The 16652-nt window shown below is 48.3% G+C and carries 15 protein-coding genes; 11 read left to right on the forward strand and 4 right to left on the reverse strand.

Annotated elements, in window-relative coordinates:
• Positions 1-1014, forward strand: a complete 1014-nt coding sequence (locus HP552_RS24555; RefSeq protein ID WP_175398020.1) for an ABC transporter ATP-binding protein — start codon at positions 1-3, stop codon at positions 1012-1014.
• 25 nt (positions 1015-1039) lie between these two features.
• The gene (locus HP552_RS24560; RefSeq protein ID WP_175398021.1) at positions 1040-1840 is read left to right on the forward strand and encodes an ABC transporter ATP-binding protein; all 801 of its coding nucleotides are present in this window, start codon (positions 1040-1042) and stop codon (positions 1838-1840) included.
• 272 nt (positions 1841-2112) lie between these two features.
• Here HP552_RS24560 and HP552_RS24565 read toward each other — a convergent pair whose 3' ends face one another.
• Together HP552_RS24565 and HP552_RS24570 are read right to left on the reverse strand one after the other, a co-directional pair.
• On the reverse strand, positions 2113-2493 hold the full coding sequence (locus tag HP552_RS24565) for an HU family DNA-binding protein (protein ID WP_312884350.1): 381 nt from the start codon (positions 2491-2493) through the stop codon (positions 2113-2115).
• Entirely contained in the window at positions 2493-2693 is a 201-nt protein-coding gene (locus tag HP552_RS24570) for a cold-shock protein (protein ID WP_175398023.1), read from the reverse strand. The genes HP552_RS24565 and HP552_RS24570 overlap by 1 nt, the downstream gene beginning before the upstream one ends.
• Before the next feature lie 171 nt (positions 2694-2864).
• Between HP552_RS24570 and HP552_RS24575 the strand changes: the two genes are divergently transcribed.
• A complete protein-coding gene (locus HP552_RS24575) occupies positions 2865-3788 on the forward strand; it encodes a tyrosine-type recombinase/integrase (RefSeq protein ID WP_175398024.1) in 924 nt (307 codons plus the stop codon).
• Between the two features lie 83 nt (positions 3789-3871).
• Here the strand turns inward: HP552_RS24575 and HP552_RS24580 are convergent, their stop codons facing one another.
• Entirely contained in the window at positions 3872-4384 is a 513-nt protein-coding gene (locus tag HP552_RS24580) for a hypothetical protein (RefSeq protein WP_175398025.1), read from the reverse strand.
• Between the two features lie 243 nt (positions 4385-4627).
• Between HP552_RS24580 and HP552_RS24585 the strand changes: the two genes are divergently transcribed.
• The 6 genes from HP552_RS24585 to mglC all read left to right on the forward strand — a co-directional run bounded on the left by HP552_RS24585 (position 4628) and on the right by mglC (position 13117).
• The gene (locus tag HP552_RS24585) at positions 4628-6352 is read left to right on the forward strand and encodes a response regulator (protein WP_175398026.1); all 1725 of its coding nucleotides are present in this window, start codon (positions 4628-4630) and stop codon (positions 6350-6352) included.
• A complete protein-coding gene (locus HP552_RS24590) occupies positions 6349-8172 on the forward strand; it encodes a cache domain-containing sensor histidine kinase (protein WP_175398027.1) in 1824 nt (607 codons plus the stop codon). The genes HP552_RS24585 and HP552_RS24590 overlap by 4 nt, the downstream gene beginning before the upstream one ends.
• Positions 8153-9310 carry a substrate-binding domain-containing protein gene (locus tag HP552_RS24595; RefSeq protein WP_246311043.1) on the forward strand — a complete coding sequence of 386 codons (1158 nt, stop codon included), beginning with the start codon at positions 8153-8155 and terminating at the stop codon, positions 9308-9310. Before HP552_RS24590 ends, HP552_RS24595 begins: the two co-directional genes overlap by 20 nt.
• Positions 9311-9443: 133 nt before the next feature.
• A complete protein-coding gene (locus tag HP552_RS24600) occupies positions 9444-10505 on the forward strand; it encodes a galactose ABC transporter substrate-binding protein (RefSeq protein WP_175398028.1) in 1062 nt (353 codons plus the stop codon).
• 72 nt (positions 10506-10577) lie between these two features.
• Complete coding sequence (locus HP552_RS24605) at positions 10578-12083, forward strand: sugar ABC transporter ATP-binding protein (protein ID WP_175398029.1); 1506 nt, start codon at positions 10578-10580, stop codon at positions 12081-12083.
• Between the two features lie 14 nt (positions 12084-12097).
• Complete coding sequence (mglC, locus tag HP552_RS24610) at positions 12098-13117, forward strand: galactose/methyl galactoside ABC transporter permease MglC (protein ID WP_175398030.1); 1020 nt, start codon at positions 12098-12100, stop codon at positions 13115-13117.
• A 63-nt stretch (positions 13118-13180) separates the two neighbouring features.
• Here mglC and HP552_RS24615 read toward each other — a convergent pair whose 3' ends face one another.
• Positions 13181-13516 carry a hypothetical protein gene (locus HP552_RS24615; protein ID WP_175398031.1) on the reverse strand — a complete coding sequence of 112 codons (336 nt, stop codon included), beginning with the start codon at positions 13514-13516 and terminating at the stop codon, positions 13181-13183.
• 250 nt (positions 13517-13766) lie between these two features.
• Between HP552_RS24615 and HP552_RS24620 the strand changes: the two genes are divergently transcribed.
• Both HP552_RS24620 and lpxC read left to right on the forward strand, forming a co-directional pair.
• Entirely contained in the window at positions 13767-15338 is a 1572-nt protein-coding gene (locus HP552_RS24620) for a sensor histidine kinase (RefSeq protein WP_246311044.1), read from the forward strand.
• Between the two features lie 468 nt (positions 15339-15806).
• On the forward strand, positions 15807-16637 hold the full coding sequence (lpxC, locus tag HP552_RS24625) for a UDP-3-O-acyl-N-acetylglucosamine deacetylase (protein WP_175398032.1): 831 nt from the start codon (positions 15807-15809) through the stop codon (positions 16635-16637).
• Positions 16638-16652: the final 15 nt, after the last annotated feature.

Here is a 16652-nt window from a genome sequence, read left to right on the forward strand (position 1 = left end):
ATGAACCAACCTATACTTCAGGTCAGCGGCCTCAAAACCTATTATCGTACCCGGCTCAAAGAGAACGTTTTTGCGGTCGACGGGGTCGAGTTTGGACTGAAAGAAGGGCAGACGCTGGGCATTGCGGGGGAGTCCGGCTGTGGCAAATCAACACTTGCGCTCAGTCTGATGGGTTTTTATTTCCCACCCCTCCATTATGGTAGTGGTTCGATCCAAATCAATGGCACGGATATTATGCAGCTAAACAAGGAGCAGCTTCGCTCCCGTATTCTGGGGAAGGAGATTGCCTATATTCCGCAGGCCGCCATGAATGCGCTGAATCCCACGCTGCGCATTATCCGATTCATCGAAGATATCATGAAGGAACATCGCCCGGGGATGAAGCGTACGGAGGTACGGAAGATGGCAGCCGAGCGCTTCCAATCGCTGAATCTGTCCCCGGACGTGCTGGATATGTATCCGAATGAGTTATCCGGTGGCATGAAGCAGCGAACGGTGATCGCGATCTCCACCATTTTAAACCCCAAAGTGCTCATTGCGGATGAACCGACATCCGCCCTGGACGTGACTTCACAGAAGGCGGTCATCCGCCTTTTGAAGGATTTGCTGAAACGGGAAGTCATTAAGTCGCTGATATTTATCACCCATGAGCTGCCGCTCCTGTATCATGTCACGGATGAGATCATGGTCATGTATGCCGGGGAGATTGTCGAGCGGGGAACGGCAGAGCAGATGATTTTCAATCCGCTGCATCCTTATACACGTAAGTTGATGGGATCCATTATTGTGCCGGAAGAGGGGATGAAGGAGCATAAACTTGCTGCCATCCCGGGAGCCCCGCCGAATCTGAAGCATGTGCCCGAAGGCTGCCGATTTGCAGAACGCTGCACGCTGGTTACGGACGACTGTCGTCAGGGCAAGATTGAGAACATCCATGTGGATGAACGGATCTATCGCTGCCTGCTGACACCGGAAATCCTGGAGCAGATCAGGAAAGAGGAGCAGCTTGATTAATGACTCCCGAAAGGAGTGAACCCGCATGGCGATGGGCAAAGTGCTGATTAGCGGCCGTCATTTGACGAAGGTATACGGTACAGGCAACCGTAAAAAGGCGGCGGTAGACGATGTCAGCTTTGATTTTCACCAAGGCGAGATTATATCGATTGTTGGCGAGAGCGGCAGCGGCAAGACCACGCTTGCGAAGATGATAATGGGACTGCTTAAGGAAACAAGCGGGGCCATTGAATACAATGGAAAGCCGAGACAGCTGAGGCGCTATCGTGAACGTAAAGCCTATTGGAAGGATATTCAGGCCATTTTCCAGGATCCATTTTCATCGTTCAATGTCTTTCATCGGGTAGAGAAGCTGCTCGTGGATTGTATCAAACTTCAAGGATTGAAGCTAAGTGATGATGAGGAATACGCCAAAATGAAAGAAGCCTGTTCCTTCGTGAACCTGAAGTTTGAGGAGTTGTACAACAAATATCCGTTCGAGCTGTCAGGTGGACAGATGCAGCGGCTGATGATTGCCCGGATCTTCATGCTGCATCCGAAAGTGCTGATTGCAGATGAACCAACCTCCATGGTGGATGCCTGTTCACGTTCCACGATTCTGGATATGCTGCTCAAGCTGCGTGATGAGAATCGAATGACCATTGTGTTTATCACCCATGATGTGGGTCTGGCTTATTATGTGAGCGACACGATCTGTATTATGGAACATGGGCGGATGGTGGAGGCAGGAAAAGCGGAGGAAATCATTCACCATGCGGAGCATCCTTATACAAGACAGTTGATTAACGATGTACCCAAGATTCATTCTCCCTGGGTGCTGGATTAACATAAATCAAGCCCTGGACCGGATGACAGCGGAACAGGGCTTTTGTAGTCCAATATGAAAGGGTTCGTTCAGCGAGTGGGTGGTGGTAGGGTCTGCTCAGACTCTGCTGATGGGGCTGTTGAATGGGTGTGATCTTTCGCGTTATCCTGGTTCGTCTGCTTGCCGGAATAATAGTTAAGAATATCATCAACGGTAGAAAATACGACATTTACATTATATATATTGTTGTTTGTTTGAATGAAAACCTTCTTTCCAATACAGGGTTTGCTGCCTTAATTAAGTGCCTCTTTCATGGTTAATCCTGCCGTGAATACGGGAACTTTCCCTGCAGGAAGCTGGATTTCTTTGCCCGTTCTCCGACTTCTGCCCATACGCGCTTCACGATCACGTACCTCGAATTTTCCGAATCCGACAAGCTGAACTTCCTTGCCTTCTTTTAAAGCCTCTAAAATCGAATCGAGTACGACAGTTACGGCCTTTTCAGCGTTCTTCTTGGAGAAACCGCCAGATTTGGCTACTTCGGCAATCAATTGTTCCTTATCCATGTGTAATCCCTCGCTTTGTTTGATTTGGTATTCGGTCGGACTGTGATCTGGTAGGTCAGAAACGGAATAAAAACAAAAAGCTGCCTGTAAAGGCAGCTTGAATATAATTAGATGACCGTAACGTTTTCAGCTTGTGGTCCACGGTTACCTTGAGTTACTTCGAATTGAACGCGTTGTCCTTCATCCAAAGTTTTGAAACCGTCGCCTTGAATTGCGCTGAAATGAACGAAAACGTCATTTCCTTCTTGAATTTCGATAAAGCCGAAGCCTTTATCCGCGTTAAACCATTTCACTGTACCTGTTTGCATGTGATTCCTCCAAAAAAATAAGTTTTTTAAACGACCATTTTGATTAGGGCTAATGAGAAATTAACACTGATCAGGTATATTCAAACCACAGACTTGATGTCCGCTAATGTATCGATTAATATGATAATACCATGTCCGCTAATATAAGTCAAGATTTGGAGGTTTTTTTAAATGAGCAAGGCATCTGGGGTTCCGGCACAAGGGGAATTGGTTGTTCAGGAGTTCATACATATGCTTACGAATAAGGGAGAGCTAACGCCCAAAACATTAAGGGAATATGCGAGTGATCTGAAACATTTTACCGAATGGTACAAAGGAAGTGCAGCTGCAAAAGAACATCTCATGCGAATCGAAGACGTGGATACATCGACGTTAACGAGCTACCGGGATCATTCACAGAATGTGCTGCAGTTGAAGCCATCGACCATTAATCGCCGACTTATCACACTGAAGCGTTTCTTCAAATGGGCTGCAGCGGAATCCAGGATCAGCAGTGATCCTTCCAAACCTCTGAAATTCATTCCGGAGGACAAGGTGAGCCCTCGCCGAATGACAGCCATGGAAGAACAATCATTCCTCTCTGCGGTCGAACAGGGCAACTCACTTCGTGATCAGACAATCCTGACCCTCATGTTCCATACGGGTTTACGGACGATGGAGGTATGCAACCTCGAGCCGGTTGATATTGAACTGGGAAAACGAAGTGGGCAGCTTACCGTGCGAGCCGATAAACGAAACGGACAGCGGAAAATCCCATTGAACAAAACGTGTAATCTGATGCTGAAGAAATATATCGCAGGTTTGGATCCGCATAGCCCTTACCTGTTTCCTTCCGAGAAGACCAACGATCGTCTGACCGAGAGGGCACTGCGCCATTTGATTAAAAAGGTGATGACTGCAGCCGGACTGGAGGGGCTAAGTTCACATGATCTGCGTCATCGGTTTGGCTATGCCATGGCAGAGCGAACTCCACTGCACCGTTTGGCGGAAATAATGGGGCACACCAATCCGGACACAACGATGATTTATGTAAAAGGTTTGAATATTCATCTCTCAGAGCAAGAAAAAGATAGCTCACCATCTGAAGTGGATTGAAGGGTGGGAAGGGTCTATCATATTCGCCAATGATTCTGTTAAAACTGGACTTAAGTCAAGAAGCCCTGAACTCTTTAAGCGGATCAGGGCTTCTTGACGATCTGCGTACCACTTTCAAGCCATTTGCGCTTGCCATCTTGATCCAGTTGTTTCTCCATTGTAATGATCGCATAGGTACCATCATGCTTTTCCCAGAACTGAATTGCTTTTGAGTGGTCAGGATTGAGGAGAAGAGCAGGCAGGGTATCTCCATTTTCAAGTAAAGTTCTGCGGGTATCGCTGTAATAGAGATCAATAAAGGAGGAGCGCTCTTTGTGGGGAATCTGATGTATAGCATGCTCCAAACTATAAAATAGCTTCCATTCATTTAGGTTTTCCTTATCACCATCACTACCCATCACTCTATGAATTGCTTTTAATCCCCCGCTCCACGAGCGTGTTAATTTATTACTCAATTCCTCAGAATGATCTTCCCACCTTGATGATTCCGTGGACGACTGGAGTCGTTCGGAGCGTATAGTTTCCGTGATTGCCCCACTACAGAGCAATATTGCACCAATTCCTGTGGTTACCAACCCTGCTTGTAATCTATTCAATGGAATGACACTCCCTTCTCGCATTTTTTGTACAGAATAGATGACTATAATTTACCATAAATATAAGATGTAAGTGATCCGAATAGGAGTTTGGAATCATTTAAAGTAAGCGGTTACATAAATGAAATAATATTGTATAGTATGATGGCAACCTTGGAGGAACGAGCAGAATTGAATTTAGCAACATGCTGACATATGGCTTGTGGCGCGCAGCCCACTCAAATAAAAGGGAGGAATTCGCAAGTGTACCGGGTATTACTGGTGGATGATGAAGAGGATGTACGCGAAGGGCTGGTCGTAGAGGTGGATTGGGAAGCACTGGATCTGCGGATTGTCGGCCTTGCAGAGAATGGCCGCGAAGCGTTGGAGATGGCCGAAAGGGTTGAGCCGGATATTGTGGTGACCGATATCAGCATGCCGTTTATGGATGGACTCGAGCTGGCACGAAGATTGCGGGAACGCAATCCACTCGTGAAAGTTGTCATTTTGACAGGCTATGATGAATTTGATTACGCCAGGCAGGCCGTCTCACTGAGTGTGGACGAATATTTGCTGAAGCCGTTCTCCGCCGGACATCTGACGGAACTGCTGACCCGTCTTCGGGCGCAAATGGCATCTGAAGTGGCAGAACGCAAAGATGTCCAGCAGCTGCGGGATCATTACTATACAAGCCTGCCGCTGGTGCAGGCCGATTTGATGGCTACCCTGCTGCATCGGCAGAAGCCGCCTGCGTACATTCATGGTCAAGCGAAACAATGCGGGCTGGATTTGCAGGGTGAGCGGTACGGGGTATCTGTTTTAACGCTGCATTTGGAGGGAGACGGGAAAAAGAATGGTGGCCATGAGGGTACGTTTAAATCGGAATTAGCCGGTGCAGGCCAACGATCGGTGGAAACGGATAAACATGAAACCGGAGGATCATTGCGTCAATCCGAGGATGCGGAGCTGAAGCAGTTCGCTGCACTTAACATTGCATCAGAGGTGTGGACGGAACATGGGGCAGGACATGCTTTTATGCACCAGGAGGCCATTGTTCTGCTTTTTGTTGACCGATGGGGTCATCCGGAGGGGGAGAAAAGACAGCAGCAGGCACTCGAAAATGTCATCCGGAGCATGAATCATTACTTGCGCATCCCGGCCACAGTGGGGTCAGGGGCAATGGTGGATACGCTCACGGATGTGAAACATGCTTATGAAGATGCACTGCTGGCGCTCGACTACCGACTTGTGCCGGGAACCGATTCACTCATCTATATTGCGGATGTGGAGCGGCAGACTGCAGGCAAACTGCGTTTCGACGAGTTGAAGCAGCAGGCACTGACCCGCTGTCTCAAGGCAGGAACCCAGGTAGAGCTCGAAGACGCCCTGAGGATCATTTTCCGGGAAATTACGGTAGAGCATGGACGAGGTGACATCCAGCTATATCTGATTGAAGTTTTAACAACGGTTTGGAAGGCGGCACAGGCATCGGGAGAGGACATGGAAGATATCTTCGGTGCAGGATTTCAGTTGTATGCGGATTTGTTCCGTTTACCTGGATTATTCGAGGCACAGAGCAAAGTGCGGGATGTCTGTATGCTCGTACAACATCGGATTGCCAGCGGACGCCAGCATGTGTACAAAGATATCGTGGAGCAAGCGCTGCTGTTTACGAAGGAACATTACGCCGATCCTGATCTGTCCATACAGAAGGTATGCGGCCATCTGCATATCAGTTCAGGGTATTTTTGCGGTATTTTCAAAAAAGAAGTGCAGCTTACGTTCCTGCAGTATCTGATGCAGATCCGTATGGAGGCGGCCAAGGAACTGCTTCGCTCCACGGAGCTGAAGTCGTTTGAGATCGCGGAACGGGTAGGCTTCGCCGAACCGAATTATTTCAGCTTTTGCTTCAAGAAACATATTGGCATTTCGCCGAAAGAATATCGCAAGCAATCCGCGCTGACAACCAGTGAAGGTGCAGAACGATGAGAGCGTTTGCCGGACGGATGGGACAATTATGGCTTAGAATGCGTTCCCGTCTTCGGTCTTCAAAGGTTAGCAGTATCCGGTCGATTATCACGTGGTCCTTTTCCATCTTCATCGTACTGGTGCTCACCGTGATGGCGCTGCTTCTGCACGATAAATTCACACAAGCTGCCGAACGCAGCGCCGAACTGACGACGAGACAGATTGTGGATCAGGTCAGTTACAACCTCGAGGACTATGTCCGGAGCATGTCGCATCTGTACCGGGCCATTGAGGAGCATATGCTGCGGGACGGGACATGGGAAGGGGAACAGGTGGACAAACAGCTTGATACACTGCTCAGCAGCCGGGAGGACATTATCTCGATTACCCTGCTCGATTCCAAGGGCGAGCTGCTTAAGAACAGACCTACGGCAGATTTAAAACCAAGCGCCCATGTGACACAGCAAGGGTGGTTTCAATCTGCGCTCAGAGTGCCGGACCATCTTAGTTTTTCACTGCCTCATATCCAGAATATGTATGCCGGGCCCTACAAATGGGTCGTATCGATGAGTAAAGGGATTACGGTGCGGCAAAACGGTCAGGATCGGCAGGTGATTCTACTGGTGGATATCAACTTCAAACAGATGGATGAACTGAGCCGGCGGGTCAGTCTGGGGCAGCGGGGATACGTCTACATCATCGACGAGAGCGCAGGCAATATCGTTTATCATCCGCAGCAGCAGCTGATGTACATGGGACTCAAAAGTGAAAATATCGAACAGGCTTTGGTCGCCACGGGCAGTTATGAAGATGAAGCCGATGGACAGAAACGGCTGAATACCGTGAAGTCTGTTGCCAATATCGGATGGAAAATCGTTGGAGTGGCCTACCTGGATGAAATTATGACGACCCGCCAGGAGGTCAATGGCTATCTCATCCGGGTGTTGCTGGTTGTTTTGGTGCTCGTCATTCTCGTATCCATGCTGCTCTCTTCCAGTTTGACACGCCCGATCCGGCGCATGGAACGGAAGATGAAGGCTGTGGAACGAGGGGATTTCAACGTGGAATTGACCATCCAAGGACCACTTGAAGTGGAGCGGTTATCCCGTCGTTTCAACCTGATGGTGAACAAAATTCGCACCCTGATGAATGAGATCATTCATGAACAGGAACAGAAACGGCGTCTCGAACTGGAAGCGCTGCAGGCCCAGATTAATCCTCATTTTCTCTATAACACATTGAATTCTGTCGTGCGGATGGTGGGCATGAGTCGTAATGACGAAGTAATTACCATGATCACCTCGCTCTCCCGTTTGTTCCGCATTAGCCTCAGCAAAGGTAAGACCATAATTACCGTCCGCGAAGAGCTGGAACACGCACATCATTATCTGACGATTCAGCAGATGCGATTCAAGCGCAAATTCCGGTTCAGCATCGATGCCGATGAGGATATATTGGATTGCCTGACACTGAAGCTGGTACTTCAGCCGCTGATCGAGAATGCCATCGTGCATGGTATCGAGTATCACACAGAGGAAGGCTGTATTGAGATCCGTGTTTATCGGGAAAAGGAGATGCTGGTGTTTCGCATCACGGACAATGGTGTCGGCATGACAGCGGAGCAGGTGTCAGGACTACTGGGTGGCAGTCCCATCGTCAAGAGTGGTGCGGGTTCAGGTGTAGCCGTGCGCAATGTGCATGACCGAATTCGGCTCTACTATGGGGAAGACTGCGGCCTTGAGTTCGAGAGCGAACTGGAGGAAGGAACGACAGTCTGGATTCGGATTCCGATTCAATGCGAACGGGAGGAAGGCAAAATTCATGATGAAGAACAAGGCTAACAAGGCGTCCATTGGCAGGATGGTCAGTACAGATCCATTTAATGAGTTCAGTCCGTCCATCCTCGGTGTACGCAGCTTCATGGGGATCGTTGCAGTAAGCTGCTGTCTGTTCCTTGGTACAGCCTGTGGTATATCCAATGCGGATTCGGTCCAGCCACCACCTCGTGTCGCTCTGATTACGCCTGCAGGAACAGGTGAACTTGCCGAAGCCATAAGGCTCGGAGCAGAAGCAGCGGCCAAGGAAAATGGGGCTGAACTGATGACCGTGGAGGCTTTTCCGTCTGAGGCGCCAACCCATGCACCAGCCAATCCTGATTCGATGATCCACCTAGAGATGGAGCTGCAGGAATTATCCGGGCAAGGTGTCGGGGCGTACAGTTCACGCGAACAGGCGCAGATTCGGGCGGTCACACAGGCATTGGAGCAGGGGGCTTCCGCTTTGCTGGTTGATCCACTAAGTGAGGAGGCGCTAAGCGAGATCATTCAGAAGGCACAGACTGAGAATGCAAGCGAAATGAGTATTCCGGTCATTGTTCTCAACGATGAGTTTCCCGTGAAGGGCATAACGAGTGTGATTTCTATGGACAATGTGGAGGCCGGACGCCAGGCAGGTGAAGCGATGGCCGAACTTCTGGGAGGGCGAGGCAGCGTAGCTTTGCTGGGGCCGGATCCGGTGAATCCAGGGCTGATCCACCGGGAGCAGGGAGTCTTGGAAGCACTGGAGCAGTATCCTGAGATTCAGGTCGAACCCAAATCCGTATGCGGTACCCGGGATGTGTGCTGGCAGGCAGCGAAGCAGCTGCTGGATGAGCAGCAGGTGGACGGCTTCATTGCCCTTCAGGAACCGGCCTCTCTGGGCGCAGCTGATGAACTGCATCGCCGCAAGCTGGAACATCAGGTCAAGATCGTTGGTTTTGGCAGTGAACAGCAGCAGCTGGAGCAGCTGCAGGAAGGGGTGTTCCAGCACCTCATTGTGCAAAATGGCTTCAGCGCAGGTTATCTTGGATTGAACCAGGCGGTGGCACGGCTGAATGATCAACAGGTCCAGACGAGAGTAACTTTGGAAACGAAGCTGGTAAGCACCGATAATATGTTCTGGATGGATAACCAGAAGCTGCTGTTTCCTTTTGTGCAATGAAGACGGAAGACATATATCAACAGAGGAAGATTTCGATAAAACAGATGAAGATATTGTATTCGAAAATGGTGTAAACCCTTTCATAATAAAGATATCGGTGAAGCCGAATGAACTTGGGGGAGGTCATTAGGATATGAAGAAAACGTGGATGACATTGCTGCTTACCGCATTTATGGTTGCTGCGGCTGGTTGCAGCAGCGGCGGGGACAGTGCGGGCGGAAGTACAGGAACGGACACAGGAGAGCAGGCAGCAGGAGGTACGGAAACGCCGAAGATTGGTGTCGCGATCTACAAATTCGATGATACGTTCATGACGGGCGTACGGAATGCCATGACGGCAGCGGCAGAAGGCAAAGCCACACTTGATATCGTGGATAGCCAGAACGCACAGCCGACCCAGAATGAGAAAGTGGATCTCTTTGTATCCAAGAAATACAGTGCCATGGCCGTAAATCCGGTGGATCGGACGGCAGCAGGCGTCATCATTGACAAGGCCAAGGCGGCAAGCATTCCTGTCGTTTTCCTGAACCGTGAACCGGTAGCCGAAGACATGAACAAATGGGATAAAGTCTACTACGTGGGCGCCAAGGCTGAAGAGTCGGGTACGATCTCCGGCCAGCTGATTGTGGATTACTGGAAAGCCCATCCGGAAGCGGACAAAAACGGGGATGGCAAACTGCAATACGTCATGCTGAAAGGGGAGCCGGGCCATCAGGATGCCGAGCTGCGGACCAAATATTCTGTACAGGCGATCCAGGATGCTGGTATTGAAGTAGAGGCATTGGCGGAAGATACGGCGATGTGGGACCGGGTCAAAGGGCAGGAGAAAATGCAGGCATTTCTCGCTTCCCATGGCGACAAGATCGAAGCCGTGCTTGCCAACAACGATGATATGGCACTCGGTGCCATTGAGGCATTGAAGGCGGCAGGGTATTTCAAGGACGGCAAAGCGATGCCTGTTGTAGGTGTGGATGCGACGGCTCCTGCCATTCAGGCCCTCCAGGACGGCACGATGCTGGGGACCGTATTGAATGACGCCAAGAACCAGGGTGCTGCGACAGTCGCTCTCGCTTCCGTACTTGCTAAGGGCGAGACACCTACGAAGGATAATACGGGGTATGACATTACGGATGGCAAATATGTCTGGATCGCCTACAAGAAAATTACGAAAGACAACATTGCCGACGCCCAATAACAGTTGCAGAGAGGGACGTCCGTCTTACAGGTGGCGTCCTTTTTTCTGGGCATATGGAAGGGAGGAATCAACATGGAATCACCTTACCTGCTGGAGATGGATGGCATATCCAAGGCATTTCCGGGTGTGCAGGCACTTAGTCAGGTTACGCTGAGGGTAAAACCAGGAACGGTCCATGCCCTGATGGGAGAGAATGGGGCGGGCAAGTCCACACTTATGAAATGTCTGTTCGGCATGTATCGACCGGACGAAGGATCAATTCGAATCGAAGGAAAACAGGCAGACATCCCGAATTCCAAAGCGGCGCTGGAGCATGGAATATCCATGATTCATCAGGAGCTGAATCCGGTGCCTTACCGTCCTGTGATGGAGAATATATGGCTGGGGCGTTTTCCGATGAGAGGGTTACTGGTCGACGAGAAGAAGATGTATGCCGATACCCTGGCCTTGTTTGAGGATCTGAATCTGGATATTGATCCGAAAGCGCAGGCAGGAACATTATCCGTATCCAAAATTCAATCCATGGAAATTGCCAAAGCGGTCTCTTTTCATTCCAAAGTCATTGTCATGGATGAACCGACTTCGTCCCTGACAGGCAAGGAAGTGGAACAGCTCTTTGCCATTATTAATGAGCTTCGGAGCCGCGGCGTATCGATCATTTACATCTCGCACAAAATGGAGGAAATTCTTACGATTTCGGACGAAGTGACCATCATGCGTGACGGGTTCGTCGTCGGTACCTGGGATGCGGCTGAGCTGACCACGGATCTGATCATCACCCGGATGGTTGGGCGTGATCTGGACGAACGTTTTCCGGAAAGGACCAATGTTCCGGGAGAAGTGATAATGAAGGCAGAAGGCCTGACTTCGAACCAGCCTCAGTCGTTCAAGGATATAACGTTTGAGCTCCGAAAAGGCGAAGTGCTCGGCATTGGCGGGCTCGTTGGAGCGCAGCGGACGGAACTGATTGAATCCCTGTTTGGGCTCCGCGGACTTGCTTCAGGTACGATCTCCATTCACGGACGCAAAGTGAAGATCAACTCACCAGCCGCAGCGAAACGTCATAACATGGCTTTGCTGACCGAGGAACGGAGGGTTACGGGAATTTTTCCGGTGTTGTCGGTGTATGAAAATACCATTATTGCGAGTCTGGGACGATATCGAAACCGAGTGGGACTGCTGGATGAGAAAAAGGGGCGCGAAGAGGCACGGGAGCAAACCCAGAAGTTCAGAACCAAAACGCCTTCGGTTAACACGCTGATTCGCAACCTCTCTGGGGGTAATCAGCAGAAAGTACTTTTGGCGCGGTGGTTACTGACCGATCCGGAAATTTTGCTGCTCGATGAACCGACACGGGGCATTGATGTGGGAGCCAAGTTTGAAATTTATACCATTATTACCGAACTGGCCCGTCAGGGCAAAAGCATTATTATGATCAGCTCGGAGATGCCTGAACTGCTGGGCATGTCGGATCGGATCATGGTCATGAGCGAAGGAAGGCTGACCGGTATTGTAGAGGGAGCCGAGGCAACAGAGCAGGAAATTATGAGGCTGGCCGCTCAGCAGCGGATGGCTTAGACAGGAGGGAACAGATGAACACACAAGTAATCAATCAGGTGAAGCAATATGTAACGCAGCGCGCCATCTTTATCGTACTGATTTTGCTCGTCATTGGTATTGCCATTGCCGATCCGAACTTCCTTGCATTCTCTACGCTTCGGGATATTTTACAGCAATCCTCCACTCGGGCCATCATCGCACTGGGGGCGGCCTTCATCCTTGTCACCGGTGGAGTCGATCTGTCTGCAGGACGGGTGGTTGGTCTGACGGCAGTGGTATCTGCATCGATGCTGCAGATTGATGAGTACGCGAATCGGTTCTTCCCCGATCTGCCACAATTGTGGGTAGGATTGCCTATCGTTATCGGAATTGTAGCCGGTCTGGCCGTAGGGCTGGTGAACGGAATTATTGTAGCCAAATTGCACGTACCTCCTTTTATCGCGACATTGGGAACGATGGTAGCCGTGTATGGTTTGAACTCGATTTATTTTGATACAGAGCCGAATCAGTCACAGCCGATTGGAGGACTCAGACCAGACCTTACGGTTATCGGATCGGGATATATTGATCTGGGCGGTGGTTATTCGATCCCTTATATTGTACTGATCGCGATTGCTGTCGCGTTAATCTGTTGGGTCGTTTTCAACAAAACCCGTCTGGGCAAAAATATGTACGCCATCGGCGGTAACATTCAGGCAGCGCATGTATCAGGGATTCATGTGGCACGCAATCTGATCGCCCTGTATGCCATTGCGGGAGCGTTGTATGGGCTGGGTGGTGTGCTGGAGGCAGCACGTACGGGTGGTGCAACGAATAACTACGGCAACATGTATGAACTGGATGCCATCGCGGCATGTGTTGTGGGTGGAGTTTCCACTGCAGGAGGCATAGGTACAGTCCCGGGTGTCATGGCAGGTGTTCTCATCTTCGGGGTGATCAACTACGGCCTCACCTTTATCGGTGTAAGCCCATATTGGCAGCTGATTATCAAAGGATTGATTATCGTTGCGGCTGTTGCATTTGATATCCGTAAATATATGGCGAAGAAATAGTTATGTTAATTAGTAAGAAAGAAGAAGCCAGCGCTCTGGAACGTCAGAGCGCTGGCTTCTTCTTTATGAATGAATGATCCAATTTAGCACTAGAACTAATGGCCCCAAGATACAGAAGATCAGTATGAATCGAGCGACATTGAATGCAACGCGGGTACCGTAATGATAATCATATTTTCGAGCAATCACCACAGCAGGCACCCAGAAAATTGCAGTTGCTACAAAAGGCAAATGGAGGCCGTCATTTCCATTGCTATAGATTGGCCAGTTCATCTGATGAAAGAGATAGTAACTGAAACGAAAATCCTCAGGTCCCCACGCATAATTAAATGCAAATCCCAAAGCTATGACCAGCAGAGAAAATGTGCCCAAACCAATTGGTTTTCTTTGTTGTATCATGAAATCTCCTTCACATTCCGGATTTTATTGAAAATAAATCCATTATCGTAGTATAACATACCGAAAAAAAGATGAATTGTGTTCTGAAATATTGTTCGATACAGAATGTATATGGGTATTTATTCCATGAGACCTTCCATTCCAATTTGGAGAGCTTCCATTAATCGACAACATTAGCTACTCATTATGGCTATAATACATGTAAATAAAATGTTAGATGTGAGTAGATTGTCAAAGGGGGCGAGGCTGTTTGCTAACGTACACGATGAAAAGGGTTATATTCCCGCTGGGCTGCCTGCTTGTAATCCTGTCCTCCTATTTTCTGGGCCGCACTTCCAGCCTCACATTGATGATCATTGCGGGATCCCTGTTTGTTGCAAGTATTTATGGGGAAAGACGATATCCTGTATTGCAAAAAATCCAGTGGATCTTCCTTGGACTGTTTCATTACTTCAGTGAATTGAATTGGTGTAACATGCTGTATTATCTGCTCATCATGACGATGATTCAGGACAAACAGCGAGTAGTTCAGACTCTGCCCATTTCTCTCCTGCTCGTGCTGGAATATACTTCGATTCGCCTTTCCTATGTCACCATAGATGCTTACACACTGCTCGTTTCCCTGTTTGATGTACTCACAGCTTTTGTGATTATTTTTCTGTACCATACACTGATTAATAGCGAAGCCGAGAAACGCAGATTGCGCGAAAAAAATCATTTCCTCACCCTGCACGATCCACTTACTGGTATGCTCAACTACGAAGGATATATGAATGCACTGCAAGAGACGGCTGACAAGGAGCGTTCCTTTTTCTTAATCCTTCTGAATATTCAGAATTTCAACGGATTCAACAAGGAAGTGGAAGACAATTGGAGCACGATTATAACGGGGACAGGGGACAGCATCTCCAGACATTTCGCGGATGCGTATGGGGTATCCCGCTATGCGGGAGATCGATTTTCAATCATTTTGCCCGAGGTTGCGGGTATCGAGGAACGAATGAGTACGATGCAAACCACCGATCTGAAAGGATTACAGGTTACGTATAGCATTTCGGTCTATCCGGAGACAGCAGAGACCCTCCAGCAGTTAATAACGATTGCAGAGGAGCGACTATTTCAGGCACAGCGCAGCAAGTGGATTAAGAATGAAGAAGAGGTCTACCGTTCGGAAAGGCTCAGGGCTGTTGGAGAACTTGCAGCCGGCATGGCGCATGAAATCCGTAATCCGCTCACGGCGATTCGTGGATTCTTGCAGCTGTCACGCGGACAAGCGTACAATATCGCTCCGTGGTATGAAGTGATTATGGGTGAGGTTATCCGGGTAACGGACCTGACAGCCGAGTTTTTGCAATTCTCCAAACCACAGGCACATCTAATGAAACCGGAGAAGCTGGGTCACTGCCTTGAACGCGTCTTTTCATTAACCGAATCGGATGCAGCATCCCGTGGACACCGGATTACATTAGAGATGACAGGCGAATCAGTTGTGGTCAATATGGATCGGGACAAGATCGTACAGGTTCTGATTAATCTGATTCGTAATGCTTTTGAAGCAATGGAAGACCCGGGTGAAGTGCGTATTGGTTTGTTACATGATGGAGAAGAAGCACTTATCTCGATTACGGATACGGGCAGCGGCATTCCGGAGAACGCACTGGCGACGATCTTTGATCCATTTTATACGACCAAGGAAGAAGGTACAGGACTTGGACTGGCACTCTGTCAGAAAATTGCTTTGGACCATCATGGCAAAATTACCGTTCATAGTGAAATAGGGATTGGCGCTACATTCACCCTTCATTTACCTATGGGGGCATAATTCCAGCAAACAAAAATGCTGAACTGCTCACCGTTAAATAGACAGATAAAAAAACAAAAAAATAGTTCGTTTAGAAACCTTAGCTCAATGAGTGCTAAGGTTTCTTGTTTTGCTGTTCTTGAGCATTCATTCGGAAACAGACCGCCGAAATACTCCGTTAACGTTAGTTAATGTAGTATCACATATAACGGTGAACGGCACTGTGAACATCTTCATACGTGTCATACCTCGTAAGATAATAACATTTTGTTTTAGTTTAATTATCAAATTATACGTTCATGTGAATTTGACGAGCCTCCAAATATCGACAACATCAGCTAATCATAATCGATATAATACATGTGAAATAGGATCCGAGTTCGAGAATTATGTCAAAGGGGACGAGCTTGTTTGCTAAGTTACACGATAAACAGGGTGGGCGGTTCCATTATTCAGTAGACTAATGTTCAATAAAATGGAGGGGATGCTATGTACCAAAAAACGATTCGTAATAGTTTTACATTAGACGGCATTGCTATACATAGTGGAAATTTGTCAGAGATAACTCTGCATTCTGCACAACCAAACACAGGTATTGTTTTTAGAAGAGTGGATGTAGATCCATATGAAATTATTGAAGCTAAAATCGGTAATGTATCCAATACAGAACGTTGCACACAGCTTAAAAACAAGCATGGATACGCTGTATCTATGGTTGAACATACAATGTCTGCTGTGCGCGGGATGGGCATCGATAACGTGATTATTGATGTTAATGGTGAGGAATTGCCTATTTTTGATGGCAGCTCTTCCTATATTGCAGCGAAGATTTTGGAAGTGGGTTATCTGCAGCAAGAAGTCCCCAAAACATACCTTCATTTACAACATAAAGTTAGAGTTGAGCATGGTACTTCTTTTCTCGAAGCTCATCCCTCCTCTACGACCTCCTACTGCGTATGTTTTAAAAACGAACATCATGTTCCCTTCCTCTCAGATCAAACGTCCTATTTTAATTTTATTGAGAACGATTACTTGACGGATATTGCACCTGCCAGGACATTTTGTTTTAAAAAAGAAATCATGTATTTAAGAAGCAAGGGTTTAATTCAGGGTGCTTCTTTAGAACATGGCATAGTCATTGGTGAAAAGAAAATTTACCCTAATTTACGGTTTCCTGATGAATTGTCTCGTCACAAGCTGCTAGATCTGATTGGTGATTTGGCTTTGAATCCTTATTTTCATGCCGAAATTATAGGATCCGGCACCTCTCATTATTTGAATACTCTTTTTGCTAGAGAACTGTTAAAAAATCTAAGGTGAGTACAAGGGAGAATA

Origin of the sequence: Paenibacillus xylanilyticus (assembly GCF_013359935.1) — a bacterium.
In the GTDB taxonomy this organism is placed as follows: domain Bacteria; phylum Bacillota; class Bacilli; order Paenibacillales; family Paenibacillaceae; genus Paenibacillus; species Paenibacillus xylanilyticus.